22 protein-coding genes are annotated in these 25482 nt (G+C 46.4%); 13 read left to right on the forward strand and 9 right to left on the reverse strand.

All coding sequences use genetic code 11. The features are described from left to right. Positions 1 to 69: 69 nt before the first annotated feature. The 4 genes from CLV42_RS16980 to CLV42_RS16995 all read left to right on the forward strand — a co-directional run bounded on the left by CLV42_RS16980 (position 70) and on the right by CLV42_RS16995 (position 2247). Positions 70 to 1020 (forward strand): aldose 1-epimerase, encoded by a 951-nt coding sequence (locus tag CLV42_RS16980; protein WP_106603115.1) that lies wholly within the window; start codon positions 70 to 72, stop codon positions 1018 to 1020. A 71-nt stretch (positions 1021 to 1091) separates the two neighbouring features. Beyond that, entirely contained in the window at positions 1092 to 1277 is a 186-nt protein-coding gene (locus CLV42_RS16985) for a CsbD family protein (RefSeq protein ID WP_106603116.1), read from the forward strand. Between the two features lies 1 nt (position 1278). Further along, positions 1279 to 1431: a lmo0937 family membrane protein gene (locus CLV42_RS16990; RefSeq protein ID WP_106603117.1), complete on the forward strand. Its 153-nt coding sequence runs from the start codon at positions 1279 to 1281 to the stop codon at positions 1429 to 1431. 96 nt (positions 1432 to 1527) lie between these two features. After that, positions 1528 to 2247, forward strand: coding sequence for a carboxypeptidase-like regulatory domain-containing protein (locus CLV42_RS16995; protein WP_106603118.1), 720 nt, complete (start codon positions 1528 to 1530; stop codon positions 2245 to 2247). Between the two features lie 83 nt (positions 2248 to 2330). On the opposite strand, the gene CLV42_RS17000 is transcribed toward CLV42_RS16995, so the two are convergent. Together CLV42_RS17000 and CLV42_RS17005 are read right to left on the reverse strand one after the other, a co-directional pair. Beyond that, positions 2331 to 3419 carry a S1C family serine protease gene (locus tag CLV42_RS17000; protein WP_106603119.1) on the reverse strand — a complete coding sequence of 363 codons (1089 nt, stop codon included), beginning with the start codon at positions 3417 to 3419 and terminating at the stop codon, positions 2331 to 2333. Positions 3420 to 3468: 49 nt separating this feature from the next. Beyond that, complete coding sequence (locus CLV42_RS17005) at positions 3469 to 4044, reverse strand: RNA polymerase sigma factor (RefSeq protein WP_106603120.1); 576 nt, start codon at positions 4042 to 4044, stop codon at positions 3469 to 3471. Between the two features lie 268 nt (positions 4045 to 4312). Here CLV42_RS17005 and CLV42_RS17010 point away from each other — a divergent pair, with 268 nt between their 5' ends. The 8 genes from CLV42_RS17010 (at position 4313) to CLV42_RS17045 (ending at position 12581) form a co-directional block, all read left to right on the forward strand. Next, complete coding sequence (locus CLV42_RS17010; protein WP_106603121.1) at positions 4313 to 4531, forward strand: hypothetical protein; 219 nt, start codon at positions 4313 to 4315, stop codon at positions 4529 to 4531. A gap of 554 nt (positions 4532 to 5085) precedes the next feature. Then, complete coding sequence (locus tag CLV42_RS17015; RefSeq protein WP_106603122.1) at positions 5086 to 5910, forward strand: prephenate dehydratase; 825 nt, start codon at positions 5086 to 5088, stop codon at positions 5908 to 5910. Positions 5911 to 5946: 36 nt separating this feature from the next. After that, on the forward strand, positions 5947 to 7113 hold the full coding sequence (locus CLV42_RS17020) for a pyridoxal phosphate-dependent aminotransferase (RefSeq protein ID WP_106603123.1): 1167 nt from the start codon (positions 5947 to 5949) through the stop codon (positions 7111 to 7113). A gap of 5 nt (positions 7114 to 7118) precedes the next feature. Then, positions 7119 to 7961: a prephenate dehydrogenase gene (locus tag CLV42_RS17025; RefSeq protein ID WP_106603124.1), complete on the forward strand. Its 843-nt coding sequence runs from the start codon at positions 7119 to 7121 to the stop codon at positions 7959 to 7961. Positions 7962 to 8095: 134 nt separating this feature from the next. Further along, complete coding sequence (locus CLV42_RS17030) at positions 8096 to 9187, forward strand: chorismate mutase (protein WP_106603125.1); 1092 nt, start codon at positions 8096 to 8098, stop codon at positions 9185 to 9187. Positions 9188 to 9201: 14 nt separating this feature from the next. Further along, positions 9202 to 10227, forward strand: coding sequence for a 3-dehydroquinate synthase (aroB, locus tag CLV42_RS17035; RefSeq protein ID WP_106603126.1), 1026 nt, complete (start codon positions 9202 to 9204; stop codon positions 10225 to 10227). A gap of 12 nt (positions 10228 to 10239) precedes the next feature. Then, on the forward strand, positions 10240 to 11526 hold the full coding sequence (gene aroA / locus CLV42_RS17040) for a 3-phosphoshikimate 1-carboxyvinyltransferase (protein WP_106603127.1): 1287 nt from the start codon (positions 10240 to 10242) through the stop codon (positions 11524 to 11526). Between the two features lie 59 nt (positions 11527 to 11585). Further along, positions 11586 to 12581 carry a chorismate synthase gene (locus tag CLV42_RS17045; RefSeq protein ID WP_106603128.1) on the forward strand — a complete coding sequence of 332 codons (996 nt, stop codon included), beginning with the start codon at positions 11586 to 11588 and terminating at the stop codon, positions 12579 to 12581. A 60-nt stretch (positions 12582 to 12641) separates the two neighbouring features. Here the strand turns inward: CLV42_RS17045 and CLV42_RS17050 are convergent, their stop codons facing one another. The 6 genes from CLV42_RS17050 to gcvP all read right to left on the reverse strand — a co-directional run bounded on the left by CLV42_RS17050 (position 12642) and on the right by gcvP (position 23330). Next, complete coding sequence (locus tag CLV42_RS17050) at positions 12642 to 13364, reverse strand: FKBP-type peptidyl-prolyl cis-trans isomerase (protein WP_211303472.1); 723 nt, start codon at positions 13362 to 13364, stop codon at positions 12642 to 12644. A 69-nt stretch (positions 13365 to 13433) separates the two neighbouring features. Further along, positions 13434 to 15329, reverse strand: a complete 1896-nt coding sequence (locus CLV42_RS17055) for a CocE/NonD family hydrolase (protein ID WP_106603129.1) — start codon at positions 15327 to 15329, stop codon at positions 13434 to 13436. Positions 15330 to 15375: 46 nt separating this feature from the next. Continuing rightward, on the reverse strand, positions 15376 to 15726 hold the full coding sequence (locus tag CLV42_RS17060; protein ID WP_106603130.1) for an MmcQ/YjbR family DNA-binding protein: 351 nt from the start codon (positions 15724 to 15726) through the stop codon (positions 15376 to 15378). A 135-nt stretch (positions 15727 to 15861) separates the two neighbouring features. After that, on the reverse strand, positions 15862 to 16380 hold the full coding sequence (locus CLV42_RS17065) for a hypothetical protein (RefSeq protein ID WP_106603131.1): 519 nt from the start codon (positions 16378 to 16380) through the stop codon (positions 15862 to 15864). 266 nt (positions 16381 to 16646) lie between these two features. Continuing rightward, positions 16647 to 20273, reverse strand: a complete 3627-nt coding sequence (locus CLV42_RS17070) for a TraB/GumN family protein (RefSeq protein ID WP_106603132.1) — start codon at positions 20271 to 20273, stop codon at positions 16647 to 16649. A 186-nt stretch (positions 20274 to 20459) separates the two neighbouring features. Next, entirely contained in the window at positions 20460 to 23330 is a 2871-nt protein-coding gene (gene gcvP / locus CLV42_RS17075) for an aminomethyl-transferring glycine dehydrogenase (protein ID WP_106603256.1), read from the reverse strand. 188 nt (positions 23331 to 23518) lie between these two features. On the opposite strand from gcvP, the gene CLV42_RS17080 reads away from it, so the two are divergent. Next, on the forward strand, positions 23519 to 24013 hold the full coding sequence (locus CLV42_RS17080; protein WP_106603133.1) for a YkgJ family cysteine cluster protein: 495 nt from the start codon (positions 23519 to 23521) through the stop codon (positions 24011 to 24013). Positions 24014 to 24017: 4 nt separating this feature from the next. Here the strand turns inward: CLV42_RS17080 and CLV42_RS17085 are convergent, their stop codons facing one another. Continuing rightward, complete coding sequence (locus CLV42_RS17085) at positions 24018 to 25277, reverse strand: MFS transporter (protein ID WP_106603134.1); 1260 nt, start codon at positions 25275 to 25277, stop codon at positions 24018 to 24020. Positions 25278 to 25482: the final 205 nt, after the last annotated feature.

The following is a 25482-nucleotide window of genomic DNA, read 5'->3' on the forward strand; positions in this document are numbered from 1 at the left end:
GAAGCTGTCTCGTCTACCACGGGACAGCTTTCTTTTTTGTGTACCTTGTGTGACCATAAACCGATCGCCATGTTTTCCACATATACCTTTCACCAGGATGGTTTTGATATTGTTGCACTGAAAGACAACGACAATGGTACGCAGGTGGAGATCATTCCTGCATATAGTGCCATGCTGCATGCTTTCCGCATTCCATATAAGGAAACACAGCTGAATATCATTGATAACTACGCCAGCCTGGAAGATTACCAGACTAACATGGCAACGTATTTCAAGAGCGCTAAACTCAGTCCCTTTGCCTGCCGCATACCCGGTGGCACCTACGAGTGGGAGGGACAGCAATATAAGATACAGAAAGCCATCGCACCGGGAAGCCATATTCATGGATTACTCTATGATGTGGCATTTACAGTGGAAAATATGCATGCGGATGAAAAATCGGCGATGGTGACATTGCGTTATCAATATGACGGCGCTGACGAGGGATATCCCTTCCCTTACGATTGTGAAGTGCTGTATAGCCTGCAGCCAGACTCACATCTGCAGATGACCACTACTATCAGCAATCGTTCCGCTGCATCCATACCTGTGATGGACGGGTGGCATCCTTACTTTACAACAGGCACGCCTATAGATGATATGGAGCTGCAGTTTGCGTCGGAACAAATAGTGGAATTTAATGCGCAACTGGTGCCTACCGGCAAGATATTGTCCTATGACAGGTTCCTGGAATCCTCCCCCCTGGAAGGTATTCCCCTGGACAATTCTTTCCTGCTGAACTTTAACCAGCATGCATCAACATGTACTTTAAGAGACCCGAAAAAGCATGTTGCTATCACATTCTATCCAGACAGCACTTATCCTGTGTTGCAGATCTATACCCCGCCACATCGTAATAGTATTGCCATTGAGAACCTGAGCGGGGCGCCCAATGCCTTCAATAACAGAATGGGCCTGGTATCCGTTGCTGCCGGCGAAAACAAGGCTTTCAGGACCGCTATCTCGGCTGTAAGCTGGTAACATTCTGACATCCCTTGGCATAGTCTTTGGAACTTTACCAGTATTATTGTTTCACCCAAAAAGAATATGTTATGGATACTTTAGAAATCAGGGGTAAATGGAACGAGGTAAAGGGGAAGATCAAGCAGCAATATGCGAACCTGACAGATGATGATCTTTTGTATGAGGAAGGACAGGAAGACCGTTTAATAGGCAAACTCCAACAGAAATTAGGTAAAACACGTGATGAAGTTATTAAACTCTTAAAATCTGCATAACATGGGAAGTCTATTATATATCATCGCTGTCATACTTATTATCGGCTGGTTACTGGGCTTTTTTGTATATTCTGCAGGTGGATTGATCCATATTCTCCTCGTACTCGCAATTATAGCCATCCTCCTTCAACTCATAAGGGGATCAAGGTTGTGAGTCTATAAATTTAAATATCATGTAAATCCTCCCATTACCGGGAGGATTTTTTCGTTATTTTTTTAGGATATTGCCTGTAGATTAATCCATCAGACAATGAAAAGAATCATCACAGGGTTACTGGTGCTTTGTTGTTGCAGCCTTTTGGGGATCGTGAAAGCCCAGGCGCAGGTAACACTGACAGGAACTATTATGGACAAGGATAACAAGTTAGTTTTACCTTATGCCAGTATCCTCAACAAAAGCACAGGCCGCAGAACCTACTCTGACAAAGGTGGTTTTTATAAGATAACAGCCAGTCCTAAAGATGTGGTCGTATTTTCATTTCTGGGGTTTAGATCTGACAGTGTGGTGGTAAGCCAGTCCAGCGGAACGGAAACCCGGAATATTTCCCTCACGGTGGAGGCCAAGCAGCTGCGTAGTGTAGAAATTGGTACGCATTATACGCCTTACCAAGTCGACTCTCTATCGCGAAGGGAGCAGTTCGGATACATCCTGGATAAAAGGGATATGCCGCTGGCGGGGGGAAGCACTCCTGTAGGAGCAGGTATCGTGTTCAGTCCTTTTACAAGATATTCCCGGTCTGAGAAGCAAAAGCGGGAGTTTAAGAAGGTCTTTGCCAGAGCAGAAGAAGAGAGATATATAGATTCGCGGTATACGCCACAGTTTGTGAGCCGGGTAACCAGCCTGAAAGGGGATTCGCTAATGCTGTTCATGAGGCAGAATTACCCCGATTATAACACGATGAGGGTTATGCAGCAGGAAGACCTTATCTACTGGATAACGGATAAATACCGGGCCTGGAAGAAGAAATAAGACAAGAATCTTATAAAAAGCAGCGGCCACCCTGTTACCAGAGTGGCCGCATTGCATGCAGAGGCCAATAGAAAAAATATCTTTTAGTTATACACTTTCACCATATAGACGAAGTCTTCCAGCTTCTTCACCTGATCCACACGGGTTAATCCTCCCAGCCTGTTCTTATGGTTCCATTCCTTTTTAGGCAGCTTATCCTTTGGCATTTCTTCCAGGAGGCGTTTCAGATGTGCTGATTTAACTGCAAAAGCAATACCATCGGAAGTAGTCTGTTTGCCGGTTACGATACCTACTACATCACCTTTGCTATCCATAAGTGGGGCGCCGCTGTTGCCGGGATTCACCGGGATGGACACCTGGTAGGCAGCGCTGTCGCCGTTAAAACCGGTCTGTGCGCTGATATAACCTTCGCCGTAAACAATCTCATCCCGTGGATAACCCAGGGTGAAGACTGCTTCACCACGTAGTGCGTGTTGCGGCTTCAGGGTGTAGGGGAGTGGCTGACCTTTAAAGGTGCTGTCGGTGATCTTGAGGATGGCCAGATCGCTGGAAATGTCCTCAAATACGCTGGCAGCTTTAAATGCTTCTCCCTTTGTATTCTGGATATAAATAGAATCCGCACCTGCTATTACGTGGTAGTTGGTCACTACGTAGCCATTATTAGAGATGGCAAATCCGGTACCACCATAAGTGCCGGGGTTGGCGGGTGCTTTCTTTTTACTGTTGATGTCGTTAATGAGGGCGTTCTGAGAGCGTTGGATGTTGTTCAGCACACGTCTTACATCCTCATACTGGGCGGTCGTTTTCTGTCTGTTGGCATTTTGCATGAGCGCTATAGTAGACAGGGAGGTGACCAGGGCTATACATGCCGCTGCCGCCATATTAGTGATCAGCCTTCTGCTGATGGTAAAGATCTTTGCAGGGGGCGCGGTTCTCGACGGTGGTAGGACTTCATCAATAGCCAGAGAAGCATGGATCTTATCCATCTTTTCCTGAAATGCTACCCGCTGTCCGTATTGGTCCAGCTGCTGAATGAGCTGCTGGTGCATCAGCACCTGCTCATTGACCGCCGGGTTGGACTGGCGCAGCGCTTCGAAAGCAGTTCTTTCCTGCTCGCTCATTTCGCCCTCCAGGTAGCGTTCTATATCACGTATTAATGTAAAGTCGTTCATCGCCTGTAACCGCTTTTACAGATCTGTCAGGTCTTACACCTGTCAGGTCCTAAGATTTATATTGTTCAAAAAATAGTTTCTTCAATCGCATCAGGCACTTGTACTTCTGATTTTTGGCATTTTCTGAGTTGGTATATCCGAATTTCTCAGCAATGTCCTGCATAGACAGTTTCCTGATATAATAGTCTTCCAGGATCGTTTTACAAGGCTCTCCCATCGTGCTCATTGTCTTTTTCATAACCCTGAACTGCTGGTCTTTCTCCTCGTGTTCTGCTATTGTACTGGCATCTTCTGCCGGTAATACTTCTTCCAGTTCGTCCGGAAGGGCCAGCTGCCAGTTGCCAGTCTGCAATTTCTTCAACCACAAATGACGGCACACTGCATAGAGAAAAGTTTTCAGCTTGCTGTACAGATCAAACTCTCCTTTTTGCGCTTTCTCATACAAGATGATCATCGCTTCCTGGAAAAGATCTTTTGCATCATCTTCAGATCCATTATACTGTAAAACCATTCTTAATATAGAAGGATAATTCTCTGTATAGATGGTTGCCAGCGCTCTATCGTCATTCCTGGTTAATCCCAGCAGTAATTCCCGATCCCTTTCTATGTTCTGATTATGCTTCACTTATTAATACTATTAATTGGCTTTGGTAACCCAAAGTAGCAGAAAAAAAATCCAAATCCCAAATCAGTCCCGGCGCCTGTCCCCCTATGGATGCAGGAATGAACTGATTTCATATATAGTTAGGTGGCTATATATGAAAATATCCTGCCGGAAACCCAAAAAAGGGGGAAAAAGAGGGCAGAAAAAATTTTTTTAAAAATCTGGGTTACCTTTTTTCAAACCCGGTATAAAGGATAGATAATATTCAAAACCTAAAAACATAGTCAAAATGAAAAACGCTCTGAAAATTGGTTTCTTAGCTTTAGCTCTTGGTGTATTTGCAGCTTCTTGCGGTGGTGGTTCTTCAACTCCAGCAGAAGATACAACTGCTGCTGCTCAGACTATCGATTCAGCTGCTGCTACCGTTGATTCAGCTGCTGCAACTGTTGATTCTGCTGCTGCTGTTGTTGATTCAGCTAAAGCTGCTGTTGACTCTACCAAAAAGTAATTACGTTGGTAAGCAAATAAAGGCTTTTATATGACCGCTCCGTTCCAAAACGGGGCGGTTTTTTTTGTTAAGCCTGCTTGTTTAGATGGGAAACTGAAAAAAATATCAGAAATTGACTATTTTATTAGATAGATTGTAATTATTGATAAAAGTGCTTGGAAAATTCAAATCCTGGTGTATTTTTGTCAGGCAATTAAGCAAATTATGATACAGCAAACAACCTTTGGTTACTTTTATGGTTTCTACTTTTTCTGGTACCAGGAATAGGGAGGTCGTTTGTAGTACTTAAATATAAAGAAACTAGCAAAGGGCCTCCCAGACGGGAGGCCTTCTTTTTTTGATAATATCAAGCTTTATGTTACAGCGTTTCAGCCTTTATTTCTTTTACTTTTTCTTTTATTTCTTTTACGTCGTAAAGGCCGGGACTCTTTTGTAATAACTGCACTCCAACATAATTGCAAATAAAAAGGGTCCCGGCTCCACCGGGGCCCTTTTTCATTTTATACGGTAGTTGCTACAGCAACTACAAACCAAAAAAACAAACATTAAAAAAAATGCGTGTCGCAATTCAGGGTTTCGAAGGATGTTTTCATCAGATAGCAGCGGAAGGATACTATGGTAAGAATATAGAGATCGAATGTTGCGCATCCTTTCCGGAACTTGTAAAAAAGGTAGTTAAACAGAAAGATGCCGATGCCGGCGTAATGGCTATTGAGAATTCCATTGCCGGAAGCATCCTTCCGAACTATACTTTGCTAAAGAATTCAGGACTGCATGTCATCGGTGAAGTATACCTTCATATCAAACAACACCTGATGGTGCTTCCCGGACAAAAACTTGAGGATATACGTGAAGTGCACTCACACCATATGGCTTTACTGCAGTGTACGGAATTCCTGGAGAAATACCCGCATATGAAGCTGGTAGAAACAGAAGACACAGCCCTCAGTGCGAAGCATGTTCAGCAGAAGAAACTGAAAAGCACAGCAGCCATCGCTGGTAAACTGGCAGCAGAGATATATGGCCTGGAGATCATCGCACCAAATATTCATACCATCAAAAATAATTATACCCGCTTCCTGGTGATCTCTCCTAACGGAGTAACACCTACTCCAGACGCCAACAAAGCATCCGTATACTTCCAGACCTCACACGATCGCGGAAGCCTGGCCAAGGTGCTGACACAGGTAGCACAGGCAGGGATCAACCTGAGTAAGATCCAGTCATTTCCGATGCCTACCAAAGAATGGAACTATTACTTCCATGCGGACTTCGAATTTGAGAACCTGAGTCACTTCGAAAAAAGCATCAGCAAGATCGAGCCGCTCACCGAGGATATCAAGGTATTGGGTATTTATAAGAAAGGAAACACACATTAATCACAACATACATCAGGACGCGGAAAACAAAGTATTATGAACTTACAGGTAGCAAAAAGGCTGCAGCAAACGGAAGAGTACTACTTCTCCAAAAAGCTCAGGGAAATAGATGAAATGAACAAGGCAGGGGCCAAAGTGATCAATCTTGGCATTGGTAGCCCGGATCTGCCTCCACACCCTTCCGTTATCGCGGCGCTGCATGAATATGCACAGCGACCTGATACCCATGCTTACCAGGGCTATAAAGGTATTCCGGCACTCCGCAAGGCAATGGCCGACTGGTACCAGCGTTTCTATGGCGTATCCCTGGATCCTGAAAAGGAAGTGCTGCCGCTGATAGGTTCTAAGGAAGGTATCATGCACATCTGCATGACCTACCTGCAGGAAGGAGATGAGGCCCTGGTACCTAACCCGGGTTATCCTACCTACCGTTCTGCTGTGAACCTGAGTGGCGCTACCGTTGTAGATTATGACCTGGAAGAAAAGAACGGATGGCTGCCTGACCTGGATGCATTGGCAAAACGCGACCTGAGCAAAGTGAAACTGATGTGGGTGAATTATCCGCATATGCCTACCGGTGCCCGCTTCAATGAGGAGTTTGCCCGTAAACTGGTGGCTTTTGCACAACAACATAATATCTTAATTTGTCATGATAATCCTTACAGCTTCATCCTGAACAAGCAACCACAAAGCCTGTTACAGACGCCTGGCGCCAGGGAAGTGGTACTGGAACTGAACTCGCTCAGCAAATCTTCCAACATGGCCGGCTGGCGTGTGGGAATGCTGGTAGGAAAGCAGGAATGGATCAATGAAGTGCTGCGCTTCAAGAGCAACATGGATTCCGGTATGTTCCAGCCCCTCCAGATGGCTGCTGTAAAAGCACTGGAACTGGGTCCTGAATGGTATGCTGAACTGAATGGCATCTATGAAGGCCGCCGTAAGAAAGTGTTTGAGTTGCTGGAGCTGCTGAACTGTACGTTCGATAAGAACCAGGTAGGGTTGTTCGTGTGGGCGAAGATCCCTGCCACTGCAAAAGACGGCTTCTCGATCACAGACGAGATCCTGCAGAGAGCACAGGTGTTCATTACCCCTGGCGGCATCTTCGGTAGCAATGGCAACGGATATATCAGGGTAAGCCTGTGTAAGGATGAAAAAGTATTTGAAGAAGTGCTGGATAGGATAAAAACAAAATTTAAGCAATAACAGTCATGATCGCAACTATAGTAGGAACAGGATTAATAGGTGGATCGCTGGCCATCAGCCTTAAAGAAAAAGGTGTGGCCAACTGGATAATAGGTGTGGACCAGAACGCGGACAACCTGCAGAAAGCGCAGGAACTAAAGATCATTGACGAAGGAGCTACCCTGCAGGATGCGATGCAACGTTCACAGCTCATTATACTGGCTATCCCGGTAGATGCGCTGCTACAGATCCTGCCGGCAGTATTGGATAAAGCAGGACCTGAACATGTGATCATGGACGTAGGTTCTACAAAACAACAGATATTACAACTCGTTGCCGGTCATCCCAACAGGGGACGCTTTGTAGCGGCTCACCCGATGGCCGGCACGGAGTACTCCGGGCCGGAAGCAGCTATAAAGAACCTCTTCACACAAAAGACGATGGTATTGTGCGATGTGAAGAACAGTGATGAAGATGCGCTGGAGGTCATTGAAAATATGGTGGATAAACTGCAGATGCGTCTCGTATATATGAATGCCGAAGAGCACGACCTGCACACCGCCTACGTATCCCATATCTCGCATATCACGTCTTTTGCCCTGGCACTGACCGTACTGGAAAAAGAAAAGGAGCAGGGACGCATATTTGAATTGGCAAGCGGTGGTTTTGAATCTACCGTAAGGCTGGCGAAAAGCTCACCAGATATGTGGGTGCCTATCTTCAAGCATAACCGCCATAATGTGCTGGATGTACTGGATGAACATATCCACCAGTTACAACAAATGAAGCAGTTGCTGGAAAAAGAAGATTACGAAACATTTTATAAACTGATCCAGAAGTCAAATAAGATCAGGAAAATATTGAAATAGGCCGGTTGCGTATAGTGACTCATTTGCCAGGAAGCTGAAAATGGATCACTAGCCGATAGTCGGACAAGAACAAGAAAACAAACAATCACTGGATTATGGACGACTATCGTCTATGGTCTGAAAAGCATCAAATGATGGAACAGATTCTCGCAAAAACAAAATTCTCCGATCCGGCTTCTGACAAGAAACCGTTGATCATTTCCGGTCCATGCAGTGCAGAAACCGAAGAACAGGTATTGGATACCGCCTTGAGACTGGCGAAAACTGGTAAAGTAGACGTACTGCGTGCCGGTATCTGGAAACCACGTACCCGTCCGGGTTCTTTCGAAGGTATCGGTGTAACCGGTTTACCATGGTTACAGAAAGCGAAGGAACTGACTGGTCTTCCGCTGGCAGTGGAAGTAGCTACTGCTAAACAGGTGGAAGAAGCGCTGCAGCATGGTGTGGACATCCTCTGGATCGGAGCGCGTACTACTGTGAACCCATTCTCTGTACAGGAAGTGGCTGATGCGCTGAAAGGTGTGGATACAACTGTACTGATCAAAAACCCGATCAATCCTGATCTCGAACTGTGGATCGGTGCTGTGGAGCGTGTACGTAACTCCGGCATCACCAAAATAGGTCTGATCCACCGTGGATTCTCCAGCTATGGCAATACTGAATACCGTAACGCGCCGATGTGGCACCTGCCTATCGAAATGAAGCGCCGTATGCCGGAACTGCCAATGATCTGCGATCCTAGCCATATCAGCGGCCGCCGCGATATCCTGCAGGAAGTTTCACAGGAAGCGGTTGACCTGGATTACGATGGTCTGATGCTGGAATCACACATCGATCCTGATAAAGCATGGAGCGATGCTAAACAGCAGGTTACTCCTGAAAGACTGGCAGAAATTTTGGATGGTATCACCTGGCGTCATGAGCGCACAGATAAGAAAGAATTCAACTCTGCGCTGGATAAACTCCGTGGTCAGATCAACCAGATCGATGACGAAATCATGCTGCTGCTGGGTAACCGTATGAAGATCGCTGAGAAGATCGGTATCTACAAGAAAGAGAACAATGTGACCATCCTGCAGACCAACCGCTGGAACGAAATTCTGCAGCGCGGTATTGCTAAAGGTGAGAAACTGGGCCTGACAAAAGATTTCATCCTGAAATATTTTGATGCCGTGCACCTGGAATCCATCAACAGGCAGAACAGAGTGATGAACGAAGACAAATAGACTTAACACAAAATATGAGAACGTTATCTTACCAGTTCCAGCATAGTAATACGAAATATTATCTGGGAGAAAGCCTGCTACAGCTGGGCAATTATGCAGATCCTTCCAGGGCCGTACTGGTGGTGGATGAGAATGTGGATAAACACCATGGGCATAAATTGCCAGGCTGGCGAAAGCTGGTCATCCCCGATGGAGAAGAGAACAAAAGCGGTGAAGTCCTCGAGCAGATCATCAATGGTCTGATCGAACTGGAGGCAGACCGTAAAACCATGCTGATAGGCATTGGCGGCGGTATGACCACCGATCTGACAGGCTATGCGGCCAGCATTTACATGCGGGGTATGCCGGTTGGTTTTGTTCCTACTACTTTGCTGGCACAGGTGGATGCGTCTATTGGTGGCAAGAACGGTATCAACCATGGTAAACATAAGAACATGCTGGGTACTATCCGTCAGCCAGAGTTCATTCTGTTCGATTATTCGCTGCCGCTGACAATGCCGGCAGAAGAATGGCACAACGGCTTCGCGGAGATCATCAAGTATGCGTGCATTCTCGATGCCAGCCTGTTCACCTACCTGGAAGAAAACCGGGATAAAGCCATGCAGCGCGATGTGGCCGTACTGGAATACCTGGTGGAACGTTCTGTAGAACTGAAGACCAAAGTGGTACTGGAAGATGAATTTGAAACGGGTTCCCGTCGCTGGCTTAATTTTGGCCACACGCTTGGGCATGCCGTGGAGAAGATCGAGAACATAGCGCATGGCAAAGCTGTTGCTATAGGTATGGTAGCAGCCTCCAAGATCTCAGAAAAGCTCAAAGGATTGCCTGTGGAGCAAACCAACAGGCTGATCCGCCTCATTAACGATTACCAGTTGCCGGTTACGCTGACGTCCAATAAGGAAGAAGTATTTAACATCTTCAAGCTGGACAAGAAGCGGGAGAAAGATGCGATTCACTTTGTGTTGCTGGAGGAAATAGGCAAAGCTACCACGCAGCCTGTTCCTATTACGACATTGAAGCAGATGCTGGATGAACTATAAACTAACTAATTTATGCAAGTAACAATATCACCCGGCGCTATCAGTGGTACAGTGACCGCCAATCCTTCCAAAAGTGCTATGCAACGCGCTGTTGCAGCAGCCCTGCTGAGCAATGGTACCAGTATTATCCGTAATCCTGGTTTGAGTAATGACTGTCTGGCTGCGCTTGATGTAGCAGGGAAACTGGGCGCTGTTATCAAACGTAATGAGGACCATATTGAAATAACAAGTAAAGGTGTATTTCCTTCCGCTGAAAATAATGAGATCAACTGTGGGGAATCCGGCCTCGGTATCCGCATGTTCACACCCATAGCAGCCCTGTCAGACCAGGCAATTACCATCAACGGACATGGTAGTCTTACCACCCGCCCGATGGATTTCTTTGAACAGGTATTACCTCAGCTGGATGTTAAATGCAAGACCCGCGAAGGGAAACTGCCATTGAATATACAGGGGCCGCTGAAAGCTAAGAACATCACCATAGATGGTTCACTGAGTTCCCAGTTCCTCACCGGCTTGCTGATGGCATATGGTGCGGTAGCGGAAGATGTGACCATCACCGTAAAAGATCTGAAAAGCAAACCTTATATCGCACTGACACTGCAACTGATGGAACAGTTTGGCGTGCAGGTGAAAGAGGAGCAATTCGAAAAATTTCACTTTGGTAAACACCAGGCATATAAAGCCGGTGAATACACTGTAGAAGGCGACTGGAGTGGTGCTGCGTTTCTGCTGGTAGCAGCTGCTGTAGCTGGTAAGGCAGAAGTACACCACCTGAATACACAATCTGCACAGTCAGATAAAGCGATTCTGGAAGCCCTGGAAAAAGCGGGCGCCGGATTGCTGCCAGGTGTATTCACAGTGATCGTACAGAAGAATAAATTGCAGGCATTTGATTTTGATGCAACAGACTGTCCCGACCTGTTTCCTCCGCTGGTAGCCCTGGCAGCTAATTGCGAAGGCACCACAAAGATCATTGGTGTGAACAGGCTGGCGCACAAGGAAAGTGACCGTGGTAAAACACTTCAGGAAGAGTTTGGCAAGATGGGTATTGCCATTGAGTTGCATGGCGATGAAATGTTGGTACATGGTGGTACAGGTATTAAAGGAGCTGTTGTTAAATCCCACAATGACCATCGTATTGCTATGGCCTGTGCAGTGGCTGCACTGACAGCAGATGCACCGGTGGTTATTGAAGATGCAGAAGCCATTAATAAATCATACCCTGAGTTCTATGAGCATCTGGAGAAGATCGGAGGTATAGTAAAAAAGCAGGGATCAGCAAGCCTGACGCATTAACAGAAGCAGAGTTGGCCGATGGATCCATTGGACAGCGCTGAAAAAAATATTCAAACAGCATGAACAGCTTTGGTAGATTATTCCGGGTGAACGTTTTTGGAGAATCGCACGGCGCCAGCGTAGGCGTGAATATTGACGGTATTCCTGCCGGTATTCCGCTTACCCAGGAGGACTTCCTGCCCGACCTGGAAAGGCGTAAGGCAGGTGCGAAAGGTACCACACCCCGTAAGGAAGAGGATCTGCCTTACATCAAATCCGGTGTGTTTAACGACCGTACCACCGGTGCTCCTATCACGATATTATTTGAGAACAACAATACCCGTAGTACCGATTACGAGAAGCTCCGTGAGTTTCCTCGTCCCGGTCATGCGGACTTCGTAGCTACCCACAAGTATGGTGGTTTTGAAGACTATCGCGGAGGTGGTCACTTTAGTGGCCGTCTTACCCTAAATCTGGTAGCGGCGGGTGTGATCGCTAAAAAGATCCTGGGTCCTAACATCTCTGTAAAGGCAACCCTGATCGAAGTAGGTGGCCTGCCTGATGCAGAAAAGGGACTGGAAGCAGCTATCGCTGCCAAAGACTCCGTTGGTGGTATCGTGGAATGTGTGGTAGAAGGCTTACCTATTGGTTTGGGAGAGCCTTTCTTTGATTCTGTGGAATCGACCATTGCACACGCCGTATTCTCCATTCCTGCCATCAAAGGCATTGAATTCGGTGCCGGTTTTGCCGCTGCCCGCATGAAGGGAATAGAGCATAATGACGCTATCCTGGATGCAAGTGGTAAAACAGCTACCAACAATGCAGGTGGGGTAGTAGGGGGCATTACAAATGGCAATCCCCTGGTATTCCGGGTAGCCGTAAAGCCTACCTCCAGCACACCTAAAGAACAGCATACACTGAATATAAAAAGCGGTGAAGTGGAAAACTTCAGCGTAAAAGGACGCCACGATCTGTGCATCGCATTGAGGGTACCAGTAGTCCTGGAAGCTGTTGCAGCCATGGCACTCGCAGATTTCATGCTGCTCGAACAACGAAGCGGCAGGGTGTTCAGATAACACCAATAAAAAAGGCGAATGATCTCCTCATTCGCCTTTTTCTTTATCTCTCCTCAAGAATTATTTCTCGATCGCAATCAACTCTACTTCAAATACCAGCGCGCTGTTAGGACCGATTTTCGGACCTGCCTGACGGTCGCCATAAGCCAGTTCGGAAGGAATGAACAGCTTCCATTTGGAACCTACCGGCATCAGCTGCAGTGCTTCTGTCCAACCTTTGATAACCCCGCTAACCGGGAAGGAGATCGGCTGACCTCTCTCTACAGAGCTATCGAATACAGTACCGTCTATTAAAGTACCGTGATAGTGTGTTTTTACCTTGTCATTGATGGTTGGTTTTGGGCCGGTACCTTCAGTGATGACCTGGTACTGTAAACCACTTGGCAGTGTTACCACGCCTGGTTTGGTTTTATTTTCCGCCAGGAATTGTTCGCCGGCAGCCTTGTTCTTTTGCATTTTCTCGGCTTTTATTTGTTGTAAATAATCGCTAACACTCATATTACCTTGTTCTTTTGTTATCAATGGTGTGCTGCCTTCAACTGCTTCTTTAAGCGCTTTGGCCAATATATCAGTTTTTATGCTGTCCAGACCCTGTGTTTTCAGCATGTTGCCAAATTCCAGACCAATAGCATAACTAACGGTATCCAGTTTGGTTTGCAATAACGGAGCCGGCGCTACAGCTACCGGAACTTCCTCTCCTTTTTTGGACCTTTTCTTCTTTTGAGCGTAGCCAGGAAGGGTGGCCACACCTAAAACTCCAAGTAATAGGGCTTTTCTGATCATATAATGGTTTATTGAACTGTACAAAATATCCTTGCAGAACACCGCCGGGAATAGGCTGCAAGTTAGTAACTATTTGATTACCGGCAACTCTATATGAGAAGCGTGCTGTGCATCATGGTAGATGCGGATGTCTGCCTTCCGGAAATCTTTGTCGTCACAGGTATAAATATCGGTAAATACCTGAGGATTCCTGTCTACCAGCGGGAACCAGCTGCTTTGTATCTGTACCATGATCTTATGTCCTTTTTTGAAGGTATGAGCCACGTCCGGCAGGCTGAAATTCACGTCAGTAGGAGTGTTAGGTTTGAATGCTTCAGGTTTTTCAAAGCTGTTGCGGTATTTACCCCTCATGATCTCGCCACGTACCAGCATCTGGTAGCCTCCCATCGGATAGGTCATAGAAGGTACCCTACGGTGTTCGCTGGGCGCATCCTGCTCATATTTAAAGTCGTTGGGAAACACATCGATCAGTTTCACAACAAAATCCGCGTCTGTGCTGCTGGTACTTACTACCAGTTTAGCCAACAGCGGACCTGCAACCGTAATGTCTTCTGTCAGTACCGATGTTTCGAATGTGGCTACATCCGGACGTCTGGCAGCAAAGCGCTGGTCGTCGGTCATATAATTGATAGTGCGTTCAAAATGGATGTCTTCTGTATATGGCACCGGTTTGGCGGGGTCGCTTACATAGCCGGTAAAGCTGCCGGCAGAGAGGGGTTTGCTGAAATCCAGTTTACCGTTGGCCTGCAGGTACAGTGATTGCTGCTGAGTATTTGTCAATGGCCATTGTGACAACTTACGCCACTGGTTTTCTCCGGTAAAGAAGACAGTCGCTTCTGCAATATTATCAGCAGAACCTTTTCCTTTCAGGTAATAGTTGAAGAAAGGGTATTCTATGTTTTCCTGGTACCATTGGGAGGTGGGACTGCCAAACTGGATATTACCCAGGGAGGAGCCGTTTTTGGTCCTGGCCCATTGCCCATGATACCAGGGGCCCATTACAATACGGTTATTGGTTTTGCCACTTTGTTTTTCGATTGCTTTATAGGTATTCCATGCGCCGAAGCAGTCTTCCGCATCGAACAAACCACCTACCTCCAGCATAGCTGGTTGTACGTTTGTGAGGTATTGCCTTACACTACGGGCTTTCCACCAGTTGTCCAGGTTAGGATGTGTTGTGAGATCTTTCCAGAAAGCGATGCTGTCGCCCATTAAACGGGTAAAGTTCTTTACAGCGCCCGTATGCAGGTAGAAGTCGTAGTTGTCAGTATTATGGTATTCAAAATTGGTAGGTCCTACGGTAGTAGGTTGTCGCCTTGGTTTACCAAAGCTGGTATAAAAGGCGAAGGCGTCCATGATAAAGAAGGCGCCGTTGTGGTGGAAATCATCACCAATAAACCAGTCAGTTACCGGCGCCTGCGGGCTTACAGCTTTTAATGCCGGGTGACCGCTCAGTGCGGCCATAGTAGAATAAAAGCCCGGGTAGGAAATGCCTAGTACACCTACATTACCATTGTTGTTCTCCAGGCTCTTCACAAGCCAGTCAATAGTATCATATGTATCGCTGGCTTCATCAATGTCCTGTTTAGTCTTTTTATTGGGATTATAAGGACGTACATCCACAAATGTACCCTCACTCATCCAACGTCCTCTCACATCCTGTGTAACGAAGATATACCCCTCATGCAGGTAGGTATTGTAGTGGCTGTTCCAGAGTGGTAGGAATTTATCTTCTCCGTATGGTGCACAGGAATAGGGCGTGCGGGTCATGAGGATAGGATGTTTCTCTGATTTGTCTTTTGGCATGTAGATGGTGGTGAACAATTTCACCCCATCACGCATGGGGATGTACACCTCTTTTTTGGTGTAGTTTTCACGCATCCATAAAGAGTCCTGATTGATACCCTTCACGCAGGAAGTGTGAAGGATAAGCGCTGTTATTACCAGCATTAGCAACTTTCTCATAAGCGATTTAATGATTTGTTTTAAGTCTGAACAGTTTGTCCGTATGTTAAGCAGACAGGCCTTCCCTGTCTTTTTTGGGTAATGACTTCACTACGAGGTCATAGGAGTCTTTTATCCATTCATACAGTAAACGGTTAGGAATATTGGAATGTACGTCTATCGTATTCCAATGTTTTTTGTTCATATGATAACCCGGTGTTACACCATCGTACCGCTCCCGCAGTTCAATGGCTATTTCGGGGTCACACTTCAGATTGAATGTGTCAAAACTATCAACATGTGTGAGTGTGAACATCTTACCTTTTACCTTGTATACGAGGATCTCTTCGCCGAAGGGGAACTCCTCCGTAACGCCTGGCAGTGACAAACAATATTCTCTGAATTGTTCAATATTCATAATAGTAGTATGTGAAGCAGAACCGGATAGGATAAAGGTAAAAAAAAGAAGGCCAACCTCATAGAAGATTGACCTTGTTATAAATAAAGGTTGATAGTTGCTATAAACAGCAGATATGGTTGGTTAATGATGAATTTAAAGCTTGGTGATGGCAAGGATCACACGGGAATAACGTCCGTATACGATCTCTACCTGCTGACCAGCTTTGAAGTCATCCAACCTGCCACGCATCCAGTAAAACAGTCGGTTTCTTTTCTTTACACCTTCCTGTTGTACAATGAAGCTTGTCTGCATTTCATTGTTCCCCTGGTAGATCATTTCCAATGGCACCTGTATCTGTCCTTTCTGTAATTTGGTAAGATCCTTTTTGATCGTATAATAACGTACGTCCGTTACCTTGATCAGTGCAAAGATCAGCACCAGTACGAAAGACATCAGCCAAACCCAGAACCAGGCGTTCTTATAGGAAAATAAGGACTGATTGATCTCTTCGTCGCTAAGACGTTTACTGAGAAAAAATTGAGGTACAAAGGCTGCGATTATCACTAGTAACAGGCCAATTCCAATGAATTTGTAAATCTGCTTTGTGTTCTTTTTTAACGCATCCTGAAGAAGAAATATCTCTTCGGTGGACATAAAAGAGTAGTCCTGCATAATTATAATGGTTTTTCTTATATCTAATTTATATAAAATATTATTAAAATACTTATAATAATAACGTGATTTCAGTCAACTTAGTATTAGTTAGCTTTAAAGAGTTGTAAATCAGGAAAAAGTTTTTTATGTCAATCGCCTGATATTACATACAAAAGACAATCGACCGGGGACAGAATTGTGTGGCAACGCACAAAAATGAGCGGAGTTGGTGTATCCACAAAAGAAAAAGGGTGCCTCAACTGCTTTGAGGCACCCTGATAAACTTAATAACTTTTGGCTGATGCTTCGGATTCTTTCAGGAACTTTTCATACGCCTCTGCTGCTTCTTTGACAAGTTGCTTTTTGTCTCTCCACCTGCTTTCATCAGGTATATAATGAATCAGATGTGGACGTATATTCAGCTCTTTGCTGTTTAATGGATGAGGACCGTTCAGTATATATTCAGGGTCCTCGTCTTCTGCGGTTTTAACGCGATATAATATTAGCCATTGAGCAGCTTGTTTTTCATGCTGGACCCTTACGCGGGTGACCTGCTCAATATCAATAGCTGATGCATCGTAGTCTTCGGAGTAATAGTCAGTCAGATAACAACGTCCTATTAACTCCTGGCTAAGCAGATGGCGGATTTTAGACAACTGCTTATTTCCATCCAATGTGGTAATAAAAGAGTATGCGGTGCTGCCATCTGCAAGAATGCTCTTGAGTATTTTCTCGTCGACAGCTATACCACGGCTGATTAATCCACGTGCTCCCAGCGCGCGTACCGACATAACGGTATCAGCCAGTAATTGTCTGAAGCTTCCTGCTGTCAGCACTGGTGCAGATGGTATTGTAAGTATCTCGCCTGTGCTAAGCAACCGGCTTTCCTGTGCCCAGTCACTATCCTCGCTTGCTTGTCTTTCCTGCCATCTCTTTATCTGATGTTCAAACAGCTGAGTAATACCCGGTAACAATTGCCTGAGCACATACTGTTCAAACTGTGGGGATAGCCATATTGAATCTCCACTGGTATATGCTGCAAAAGCCTCCAGGAAACTCTTCGATCGCATCGCCGTGGAAATCATCGCTGGCATATATTGTTTGTACAGGCTGTCTTCTCTGAATAAATAGGAGAAAATGTTACTGCCCGTCTCGTTGTTTTCCGGTATTTCAGGTGCCAGGCGCAGAAATGTACGAATGGCAGAGTCTGAAGAAAGTCCCGTTAGAAACCGCAGGATGCTTCTACGCTGGGTTACATCTGTTGTCGCTGCAAAAAGTATCTCTGCTGTATTGACAACGTTGTCATCACTGACGTGCTTCAATGATGACAATAACCGCACCTTTGCGTTATCACTTCCTGTGTCTGCAGGAAACGGTTTGGTCAGCGCACTTAGAATAAGCGGTTTGTCAGTACTATCTGCATCTGTGTCGACCCAAAAGATATATTTATTAGCCTTGTTGAATATCGCTGTATCGCTGCTCTGCAGATCCTTTAACAGCATAGGCAACTTCTTTTGTGCCAATCGGAATGTATCCGCTTTCTCCCTGTTGCCGGCACGAAAGGCAGAAAGGTACTGCTGTGCATATCCGTTGCCTGCTAATTCTTCGGGTATAACCGCAGTCAGCCGGTAAATAGTATGGCCGGCTACGATCGCTTTCCTGTACCACCGTAGACCGGTATAGCGTCCTTTCATTGCAGTTTCATATACCGGAAGACCTTCCTGTATAGACTGTTTTTGGTTGGTGATAATAAAGTTGCTATCAACAGGATGTATAAAAGTTTTCAGGAGGCTGTCAGGTTCGTTGTGGTAGTAGCGTGAATACTTTCTTACTTCTGTCATGTACATGGAATAAGAAGTACTGTCAATCGCTGAATAGGAATAGATATTAACACGTGATGATTCACGATAATCGTCATCTATCCCCCCGGTAAACTGACCAGGACCAGTTATTGTAAAGCTGCTGTCTGTGGGTGTAAAGGACACTGTAGGTGCCCGGGCCAGTAAAGGAAGTATATGAAAGCCATCGAGGAAACGTTGCCAGTAACTGCTGTCCGTTTGTGCACTGTAATAGTTACATAAAAGGCTGTATGCAAGGTTACCTCGTGGAATAAAATGTAAACGGGAAATAACGCCATTGGAACGCTGGTAAATCAGCCTATATAAGGGTAACCCCTCCCGTTCTGTCATGGTCGAATCGATCAGCTGTAAAGTGCTGTCTTCCTGGAGGAGAAGTGTCCGTATTGTTTCCAGCAGTTTTTTATCGTTCACTCTATAATGGTCACTTTGCATTTTGTCGATCCGCAGTACATAGGAAATGTTATTGGCATCATCCAGGCCGGAATATGCTTCTACGGGAGCAACCTTTTCCCTGTTACCGGTTTGTGCATGATTGGCATCCGAGGGGATAATAGCGGAGAATCCTAACTCCGGACGATGCAGCGTGTCATATGTCGTTACCGGACGTGTAACGTCATAAAAACGTACAGATTTGAAAAACTCCTTTCTGGAACTGCTGTCTGCATCCTGGGAGCTGTGCATAAATATAAAAGCCCTGTTATTGCGGATAAACAGGCGCATATACAGCGGCATGCCTTTTTGTAACATCACTGCTTCCGTACCAGGGATGTTGCGATAGGTGATGGGATAGGATTTTTGTACCTGTGCATTACCCTGTTGCGCCATGTTTGCGATCATGGTGTTCACCAGCTCACGGTCATCCATACCCAGTTGAGTGATATCTACGCAAAATGCAAATCCTGCCTGCATGTTATTGGCGCCGATATACATTTTCCGGTTTATGTTTGGTATCGGGTATGCGATTGGATTACCGGGGAATGTGATACTGTAACCATCCGCTATCCTGTTTAGCGTAAATCCGTTAATACTGTCCAGCCGCTGACGCTCTTTTTTTGCTACTCCGGTGAAAGTAGCTTTTACAGGAGCAGTGGTATAGCCTTTTGCACGTAGCAGCGACAGTATACCTTTTTCGCCGGGTAAATGAGCGACACCAACAGCGGCGAAAACACTGCCTTTGCTGATCAGCCCTGAGAGATTGGCGGCCATTTCCCGGTTGCGCGACTCCAGATCGGGGATGTCTGCAAGTTCTTCTGAGAGATTGACGAGATTTGATATCTTTTGAAGATCGGCGCTATAGTACAGGTTAACAAGTGAGTCCAGGAAAGATACCCGCGCATTGAAGCGTTCATTTTTTTCTTCCGTACCGTCGTTTTCGGAATTTTGATAACCAAGATTTTGCAGGAATACCTCTTTCTGTACTTCCGATACGTTGGCACTCATAAGTGGTAACTGATTCTCGAGCTTCTCCAGGCTATGTACTGGCTTGTTAAGGAGCGTTGCTTTCTGATGGAGCCATCCGTCCAGGAATATACTTTCCGGTTTGGAATCGGGGCCAGCATTCTTTTTAAGGGCCTCTTCCTCATCAAAAAGCAGCTGTTCCAGGAACCATAAACGTTTCACATATAGTTGCGTTATTGGTGTGCCTGTCTTTTCCACCACCAGGCTGTCTACATACCTGTACTCCTCGGCGGTGAGCAGGCGGCGCATATAATTGACGGTATCGAGCAAAGGCCCTCCCGGTGTAAGCATATAAGCCATCATTGAATCCATATCCACTTCCATAGCAAAAGAGGAGGCACTACGTAACGCAACAAGCACAGAATCACTGAATTCAAATACCCTTTCGTCAGTCAGGTGCATGGTGCCAAAAAGATAGGAGGGTGAAGTGATACCCGGGCCTTCAATGCGCCAGAGCAGCTGGTAATTTGATCTGTTGTTATGCTGGGCCCGTAAAACAGCTGTTGGTAGCAACAGGGGTAGCAGTAGGGTAAATATCACGCGGAGAAACCATCCGGGGTTCCATCGCCGGTGGCAGGTATAGGTATAGAACATATATACAAAAGTAATAAAGTTATGCCTTCAGTCGGCTACCGGGGTAACAGCGTTGGAGATCAATGACATGGAGCAGTGAAAGGGGATAAACACATGAAAAAAGGGCGATATCTTTCGATACCGCCCCTTATATTGTATGCCTGTATTATCTACAGGACTTTCTTTTTCAGTGCTCCAATTCCTTTATTATGCCTCTGCTTCTGCATAAGCGCTCACCGGCTCACAGGTACAGATCAGGTTACGATCTCCGTAAGTATTGTTCACACGGCTGATAGAAGGCCAGAATTTATTCAGTTTTACGTATTCCAGCGGATAAGCTGCCTGCTGACGGCTGTAAGGACGTGTCCACTCATCGGCAGTTACTACGAACTGAGTATGTGGCGCGTGTTTCAGCACGTTTTGCTGTTTATCAGCTGTACCGTTTTCGATAGCTGCGATCTCTTCACGGATAGCCAGCAACGCATCGCAGAAGCGGTCCAGTTCACCCTTATCTTCACTTTCTGTAGGCTCGATCATGATCGTGCCCGGTACAGGGAAGCTCAGGGTTGGTGCGTGGAAACCGTAATCCATCAGGCGCTTTGCTACGTCTTCTGCTTCTACACCGGCAGAAGCTTTGAATGGACGCAGGTCAACGATGAATTCATGCGCACAGGTACCATTCACACCATTGTACAGAATATCGTATGCTTTTTCCAGGCGCGCCTTCATGTAATTAGCATTCAGGATAGCGAACTGGGATGCCTTTTTCAGGCCTTCAAAGCCCAAAAGGCGGATGTATGCGTAAGAGATCAGCAGGATGCTGGCAGAACCATATGGCGCTGCAGATACTGCGTGAGCATGTGCTTTAGTGTCGAGGCTTACGTGGCCTGGCAGGAAAGGAGCCAGGTGTTTTGCCACGCAGATCGGGCCCATGCCAGGACCACCACCACCGTGAGGAATAGCGAATGTCTTGTGGAGGTTCAGGTGACAAACGTCAGCACCGATCAGACCAGGAGCGGTCAGACCTACCTGGGCATTCATATTGGCGCCATCCATGTATACCTGTCCGCCGTGTTCGTGAACGGTATTGCAAATGTCTTTTACGCTTTCTTCGTATACACCGTAAGTAGAAGGGTAGGTGATCATAATACCTGCCAGGTTTTCGGCATATTGTGCAGCTTTCGCTTTCAGGTCAGCTACATCGATGTATCCATTTTCCAGTGCTTTCACTACTACCACCTTGAAGCCCGCCATTACAGCAGATGCAGGGTTGGTACCGTGTGCAGAGATCGGGATCAGCATCACATTACGGTGACCTTCACCTCTGCTCTCATGCCATGCACGTATTACCAGCAGACCAGCATACTCGCCCTGGGCGCCGCTGTTAGGCTGAAGACTGCAGGCATCAAAAGCAGTTATTTTACACAGATAATCGCTCAGTTCATCCACGATCTGCTGATAGCCGCCGGTCTGGGATTTAGGTGCAAACGGGTGCATCTTGCTCCAGTGGTTCCAGCTTAATGGGATCATTTCTGTAGCCGCATTCAGTTTCATGGTGCAGCTACCCAGTGATATCATGGAAGTATTCAGGGACAGGTCTTTATTCTCCAGCAGTTTCAGGTAACGCATCATCTCAGACTCGCTGTGATGTGTGTTGAATACCGGGTGTTGCAGGTAAGGAGAGGTCCTCTCCAGTCCTGCAGGAATGCTGGTAGCTTTCAGCTCGGCACTGTTGCTGGTTAAGTTACCAGCTTCGAAGACGCCGAGGATGTCGTTCACATCCTGGATGGTTACGGTTTCATCGAGAGAGATGATCACGCGACCGCTTTCAGGATAGAAGAAGTTAACACCGATCGCTTCTGCTTTATGCTTGATGGCAGCGCTGTTGCTCACACGTACTTCGATAGTGTCGAAGAAGAAGTTAGCAGCCAGTTCCAGACCTTTTGCTCTCAGCTTTTCAGCCAGTGCATTCGCCAGGATAGCCACACGGGTAGCGATATTTTTCAGGCCTTTCGGACCATGATAAACAGCGTACATAGCTGCCATATTGGCCAGCAGCGCCTGTGCAGTACAGATATTTGAAGTCGCTTTTTCACGTTTGATATGCTGCTCGCGAGTCTGCAGTGCCATACGTAATGCACGGTTACCCTGTGCATCGATGCTCACACCGATGATACGACCAGGGATAGCGCGTTTAAAATCATCCTTTACAGCAAAGAATGCCGCGTGTGGTCCGCCAAAACCTAGTGGTACACCAAAACGCTGAGCAGAACCTAACGCTGCATCTGCACCCAGTTCACCGGGAGCCGTCAGCAGTGTCAGCGCCAGCAGGTCAGTAGCCATTGCTACGTAAGCACCAGCTGCGTGTACTTTATCAACGAAGCTGCGGTAGTCTTCCACACTGCCGATGCTGTTCGGGTATTGCACCAGTGCACCGAAGAAAGTTTCGTCTATTGCAGCTGTATTGTAATGGCCAACTACCACTTCGATGTTCAGTGGTGTAGCACGGGTGTAGATAACGTCGATTGTCTGCGGAAAGGTGTTAACGTCCACAAAGAACTTAGGACGGCTCAGGTGATCATGGTCTTTATTCAGTGCACTGAAGAACATGGCCATGGCCTCAGCAGCAGCACTGGCTTCATCCAGCAGGGAAGCATTGGCAATAGGAAGACCTGTCAGATCGCTTACCATGGTCTGGAAGTTCAGCAGGCTTTCCAGGCGACCCTGTGCAATCTCAGCCTGGTAAGGAGTGTACTGCGTGTACCATCCCGGATTTTCAAACACATTACGTAAAATCACACTTGGAGTGATCGTGTCGTAATAACCCTGCCCTATATAATTGCGGAACACATGATTCTTTAGTGATACATCTTTCAGATGGCGCAGGTAATCACTTTCACTTATTGCTGCCGGAACCGCCAGTGGATGCTGCATACGGATTGCTCCCGGTACTGTTTTACCTACCAGTTCTTCCAGGGAAGATACGCCGATAGTATCCAGCATATGATTGGTTTCAGCTTCATTTGGCCCGATGTGTCGGCCTACAAATTCATTTTGTTGTATATCAAAAAGATTCATGATGTAAAGCAGGTATGTTAGAAAAGAATGTGCAAAGCTATAACGTTTTTTAGCAATGGCCAAACCAGCGCGGTCGTTGGAGAAATTGCGGTGATAAATGACGAGGTGAAATAACGGCAATTGTCATAAGCTTGTAATGTATTGTGGGGAGTGGTAGTGTTGTATCCCATTCCTATCTTTGCAGTCTAATGGACGATTTACTTATAAACTGGGAACAGAAGGCCCAGGAGCAGCAAAAGGCTAATAAGCAGTTCCTGCAGAAACTGCAGACGAAAAGGGGAAGAGGTGTGGAGAAGTTATTGCCAGACCTGCATGATGAGGCTTTCAGTCATATCGATTGCCTGAAATGTGCCGGCTGCTGCAAAACGATCAGCCCCCGGTTTAAGATGCCCGATATCAAACGCATCGCCAAATACATGGGCATGAAGGAATCTGCCTTTATTGACCAGTACCTGCGTATGGATGAAGACGGTGATTATGTGGTGAAGTTCAGTCCCTGTCCCTTTCTCGATGCCGATAATTACTGCAGCATTTACGATGCCCGTCCGGGCGATTGCCAGAATTATCCCTACACAGATAGCTTCGATTTTATCAAGCGGCCCAACATCACTTACCTGAACAGTACGATCTGTCCTGCCGTGTTTTATGTGCTCGAAAAGTTGAAAAAGATCACAAAACTATAGCTGGTCAGGGCTTCAGGTCCAGCTTACGCATGGCGGGTGAGATGATATAGGTAGTGATGACCACTCCCAGGGTGACGCAACCGCCAAATATCACAGACGGTACCAATCCCATCAGACGGGCGGCGAGACCGCTCTCAAAGGCACCCAGCTCGTTGGATGATCCTACGAACATGGAGCTTACCGCAGCTACCCGTCCGCGCATGTCGTCTGGTGTTTTGAGCTGCAGAATGGTCTGACGGATAATCACGCTGATGCCATCCAGCACACCGCTGATCAGCAATGCCAGGAAGGACAGCGCAAAACTGGTGGACACTCCGAATACGATAATACACAGGCCGAAACCGAAGACGGCCGCCAGCAGTTTAAGCCCCGGCTGATTGACCAGCGGCCTGTAAGCCAGCACGAACATGGTAGTCAGCGAACCGACAGCTACCGCTGCCCGCAGGAAACCGAATTCCAGCGAACCTACATGCAGCACATCTGTTGCAAAGATGGGCAACATGGATACAGCACCACCAAACAATACGGCAAACATATCCAGTGCCATGGCATTCAATACCACTTTGGTCTTCCACACAAAACGCATCCCTTTCGTTAATCCATCAAAGAAGCTCTCGCCCTGTGGTTTATAGTGAATAGGTTTAGGTTTGATCTTGATAATACTATACAAAGGAGCCAGGAAAACACCCACTACGATCAACATAGACCAGTGAATACCAAATAAATAGATGAAGAGACCACCCAGGGCAGGACCAGTCATTCCGCCTATCTGCCAGGCACTGCTACTCCAGGTAGAGCCATTGGCATAAAGGTTCCGGGGTACTATCAGCGCCATCATGGAGAAGTTGGCGGGACTCAGAAAGGCTCTTGCTACACCACCCAGAAATACCAGCAGGTAGATCATGTTCAATACCCATTGTGTAGAAATGCCGGCTACCGTCCGGTCCCAGGTCAGCAGGAATAATCCCAGACCCATAAGGATATAAGCAATTACACATGAGATTAATAACCCACGTTTCTCCCGCTTGTCCACAATATGTCCGGCAAAGGGAGCTACCAGCACTGCCGGAATCACTTCCGCCAGCCCGATCAGGCCTAACGCAAATGGATCATGTGTCAGTGCATTTACTTTCCATTCTATAATAGTGAACTGCATCGATAATGCAAACACCATGGCAAAACGGATAACGAGATAATAGCTGAATTCTGGTATACGTAGCGATGCGTAAGGGTCATTCTTGATAGTAGTCTCCTGATTCTCCAATGTGCAGTTTTTATGGCCATCGCAAAAATAGAGAATTTGCCCCATTACCCGGTCCTCCAATCTGATAAACGGTACTATAAAATCCAGGTAAGATGTTTATTTTTATGTAAAGAGTCCCCTCCGGAATTTGGTCTGGTTTTAGCATTTGTGAAACTGTTAAATGTGGCAACCCGTTAAATGCGAGTTAATTGCATACAATGCTGCA

The sequence above is a fragment of the Chitinophaga ginsengisoli genome, assembly GCF_003014595.1.
GTDB lineage: Bacteria > Bacteroidota > Bacteroidia > Chitinophagales > Chitinophagaceae > Chitinophaga > Chitinophaga ginsengisoli.

What these genes read in the sequence shown, in the direction of transcription:
- CLV42_RS17030 (WP_106603125.1), top strand. Translation starts at nt 8,096, where the DNA reads ATGGAACAGATTCTCGCAAAAACAAAATTCTCCGATCCGGCTTCTGAC.
- CLV42_RS17015 (WP_106603122.1), top strand. Translation starts at nt 5,086, where the DNA reads ATGCGTGTCGCAATTCAGGGTTTCGAAGGATGTTTTCATCAGATAGCA.
- CLV42_RS17045 (WP_106603128.1), top strand. Translation starts at nt 11,586, where the DNA reads ATGAACAGCTTTGGTAGATTATTCCGGGTGAACGTTTTTGGAGAATCG.
- CLV42_RS17080 (WP_106603133.1), top strand. Translation starts at nt 23,519, where the DNA reads ATGGACGATTTACTTATAAACTGGGAACAGAAGGCCCAGGAGCAGCAA.
- CLV42_RS16990 (WP_106603117.1), top strand. Translation starts at nt 1,279, where the DNA reads ATGGGAAGTCTATTATATATCATCGCTGTCATACTTATTATCGGCTGG.
- CLV42_RS17060 (WP_106603130.1), bottom strand. Translation starts at nt 15,726, where the DNA reads ATGAATATTGAACAATTCAGAGAATATTGTTTGTCACTGCCAGGCGTT.
- aroA (WP_106603127.1), top strand. Translation starts at nt 10,240, where the DNA reads ATGCAAGTAACAATATCACCCGGCGCTATCAGTGGTACAGTGACCGCC.
- CLV42_RS16995 (WP_106603118.1), top strand. Translation starts at nt 1,528, where the DNA reads ATGAAAAGAATCATCACAGGGTTACTGGTGCTTTGTTGTTGCAGCCTT.
- CLV42_RS17055 (WP_106603129.1), bottom strand. Translation starts at nt 15,329, where the DNA reads ATGAGAAAGTTGCTAATGCTGGTAATAACAGCGCTTATCCTTCACACT.
- CLV42_RS17025 (WP_106603124.1), top strand. Translation starts at nt 7,119, where the DNA reads ATGATCGCAACTATAGTAGGAACAGGATTAATAGGTGGATCGCTGGCC.
- CLV42_RS17010 (WP_106603121.1), top strand. Translation starts at nt 4,313, where the DNA reads ATGAAAAACGCTCTGAAAATTGGTTTCTTAGCTTTAGCTCTTGGTGTA.
- gcvP (WP_106603256.1), bottom strand. Translation starts at nt 23,330, where the DNA reads ATGAATCTTTTTGATATACAACAAAATGAATTTGTAGGCCGACACATC.
- CLV42_RS16985 (WP_106603116.1), top strand. Translation starts at nt 1,092, where the DNA reads ATGGATACTTTAGAAATCAGGGGTAAATGGAACGAGGTAAAGGGGAAG.
- CLV42_RS17000 (WP_106603119.1), bottom strand. Translation starts at nt 3,419, where the DNA reads ATGAACGACTTTACATTAATACGTGATATAGAACGCTACCTGGAGGGC.
- CLV42_RS17065 (WP_106603131.1), bottom strand. Translation starts at nt 16,380, where the DNA reads ATGCAGGACTACTCTTTTATGTCCACCGAAGAGATATTTCTTCTTCAG.
- CLV42_RS17020 (WP_106603123.1), top strand. Translation starts at nt 5,947, where the DNA reads ATGAACTTACAGGTAGCAAAAAGGCTGCAGCAAACGGAAGAGTACTAC.
- CLV42_RS17050 (WP_211303472.1), bottom strand. Translation starts at nt 13,364, where the DNA reads ATGATCAGAAAAGCCCTATTACTTGGAGTTTTAGGTGTGGCCACCCTT.
- CLV42_RS17070 (WP_106603132.1), bottom strand. Translation starts at nt 20,273, where the DNA reads ATGTTCTATACCTATACCTGCCACCGGCGATGGAACCCCGGATGGTTT.
- aroB (WP_106603126.1), top strand. Translation starts at nt 9,202, where the DNA reads ATGAGAACGTTATCTTACCAGTTCCAGCATAGTAATACGAAATATTAT.
- CLV42_RS16980 (WP_106603115.1), top strand. Translation starts at nt 70, where the DNA reads ATGTTTTCCACATATACCTTTCACCAGGATGGTTTTGATATTGTTGCA.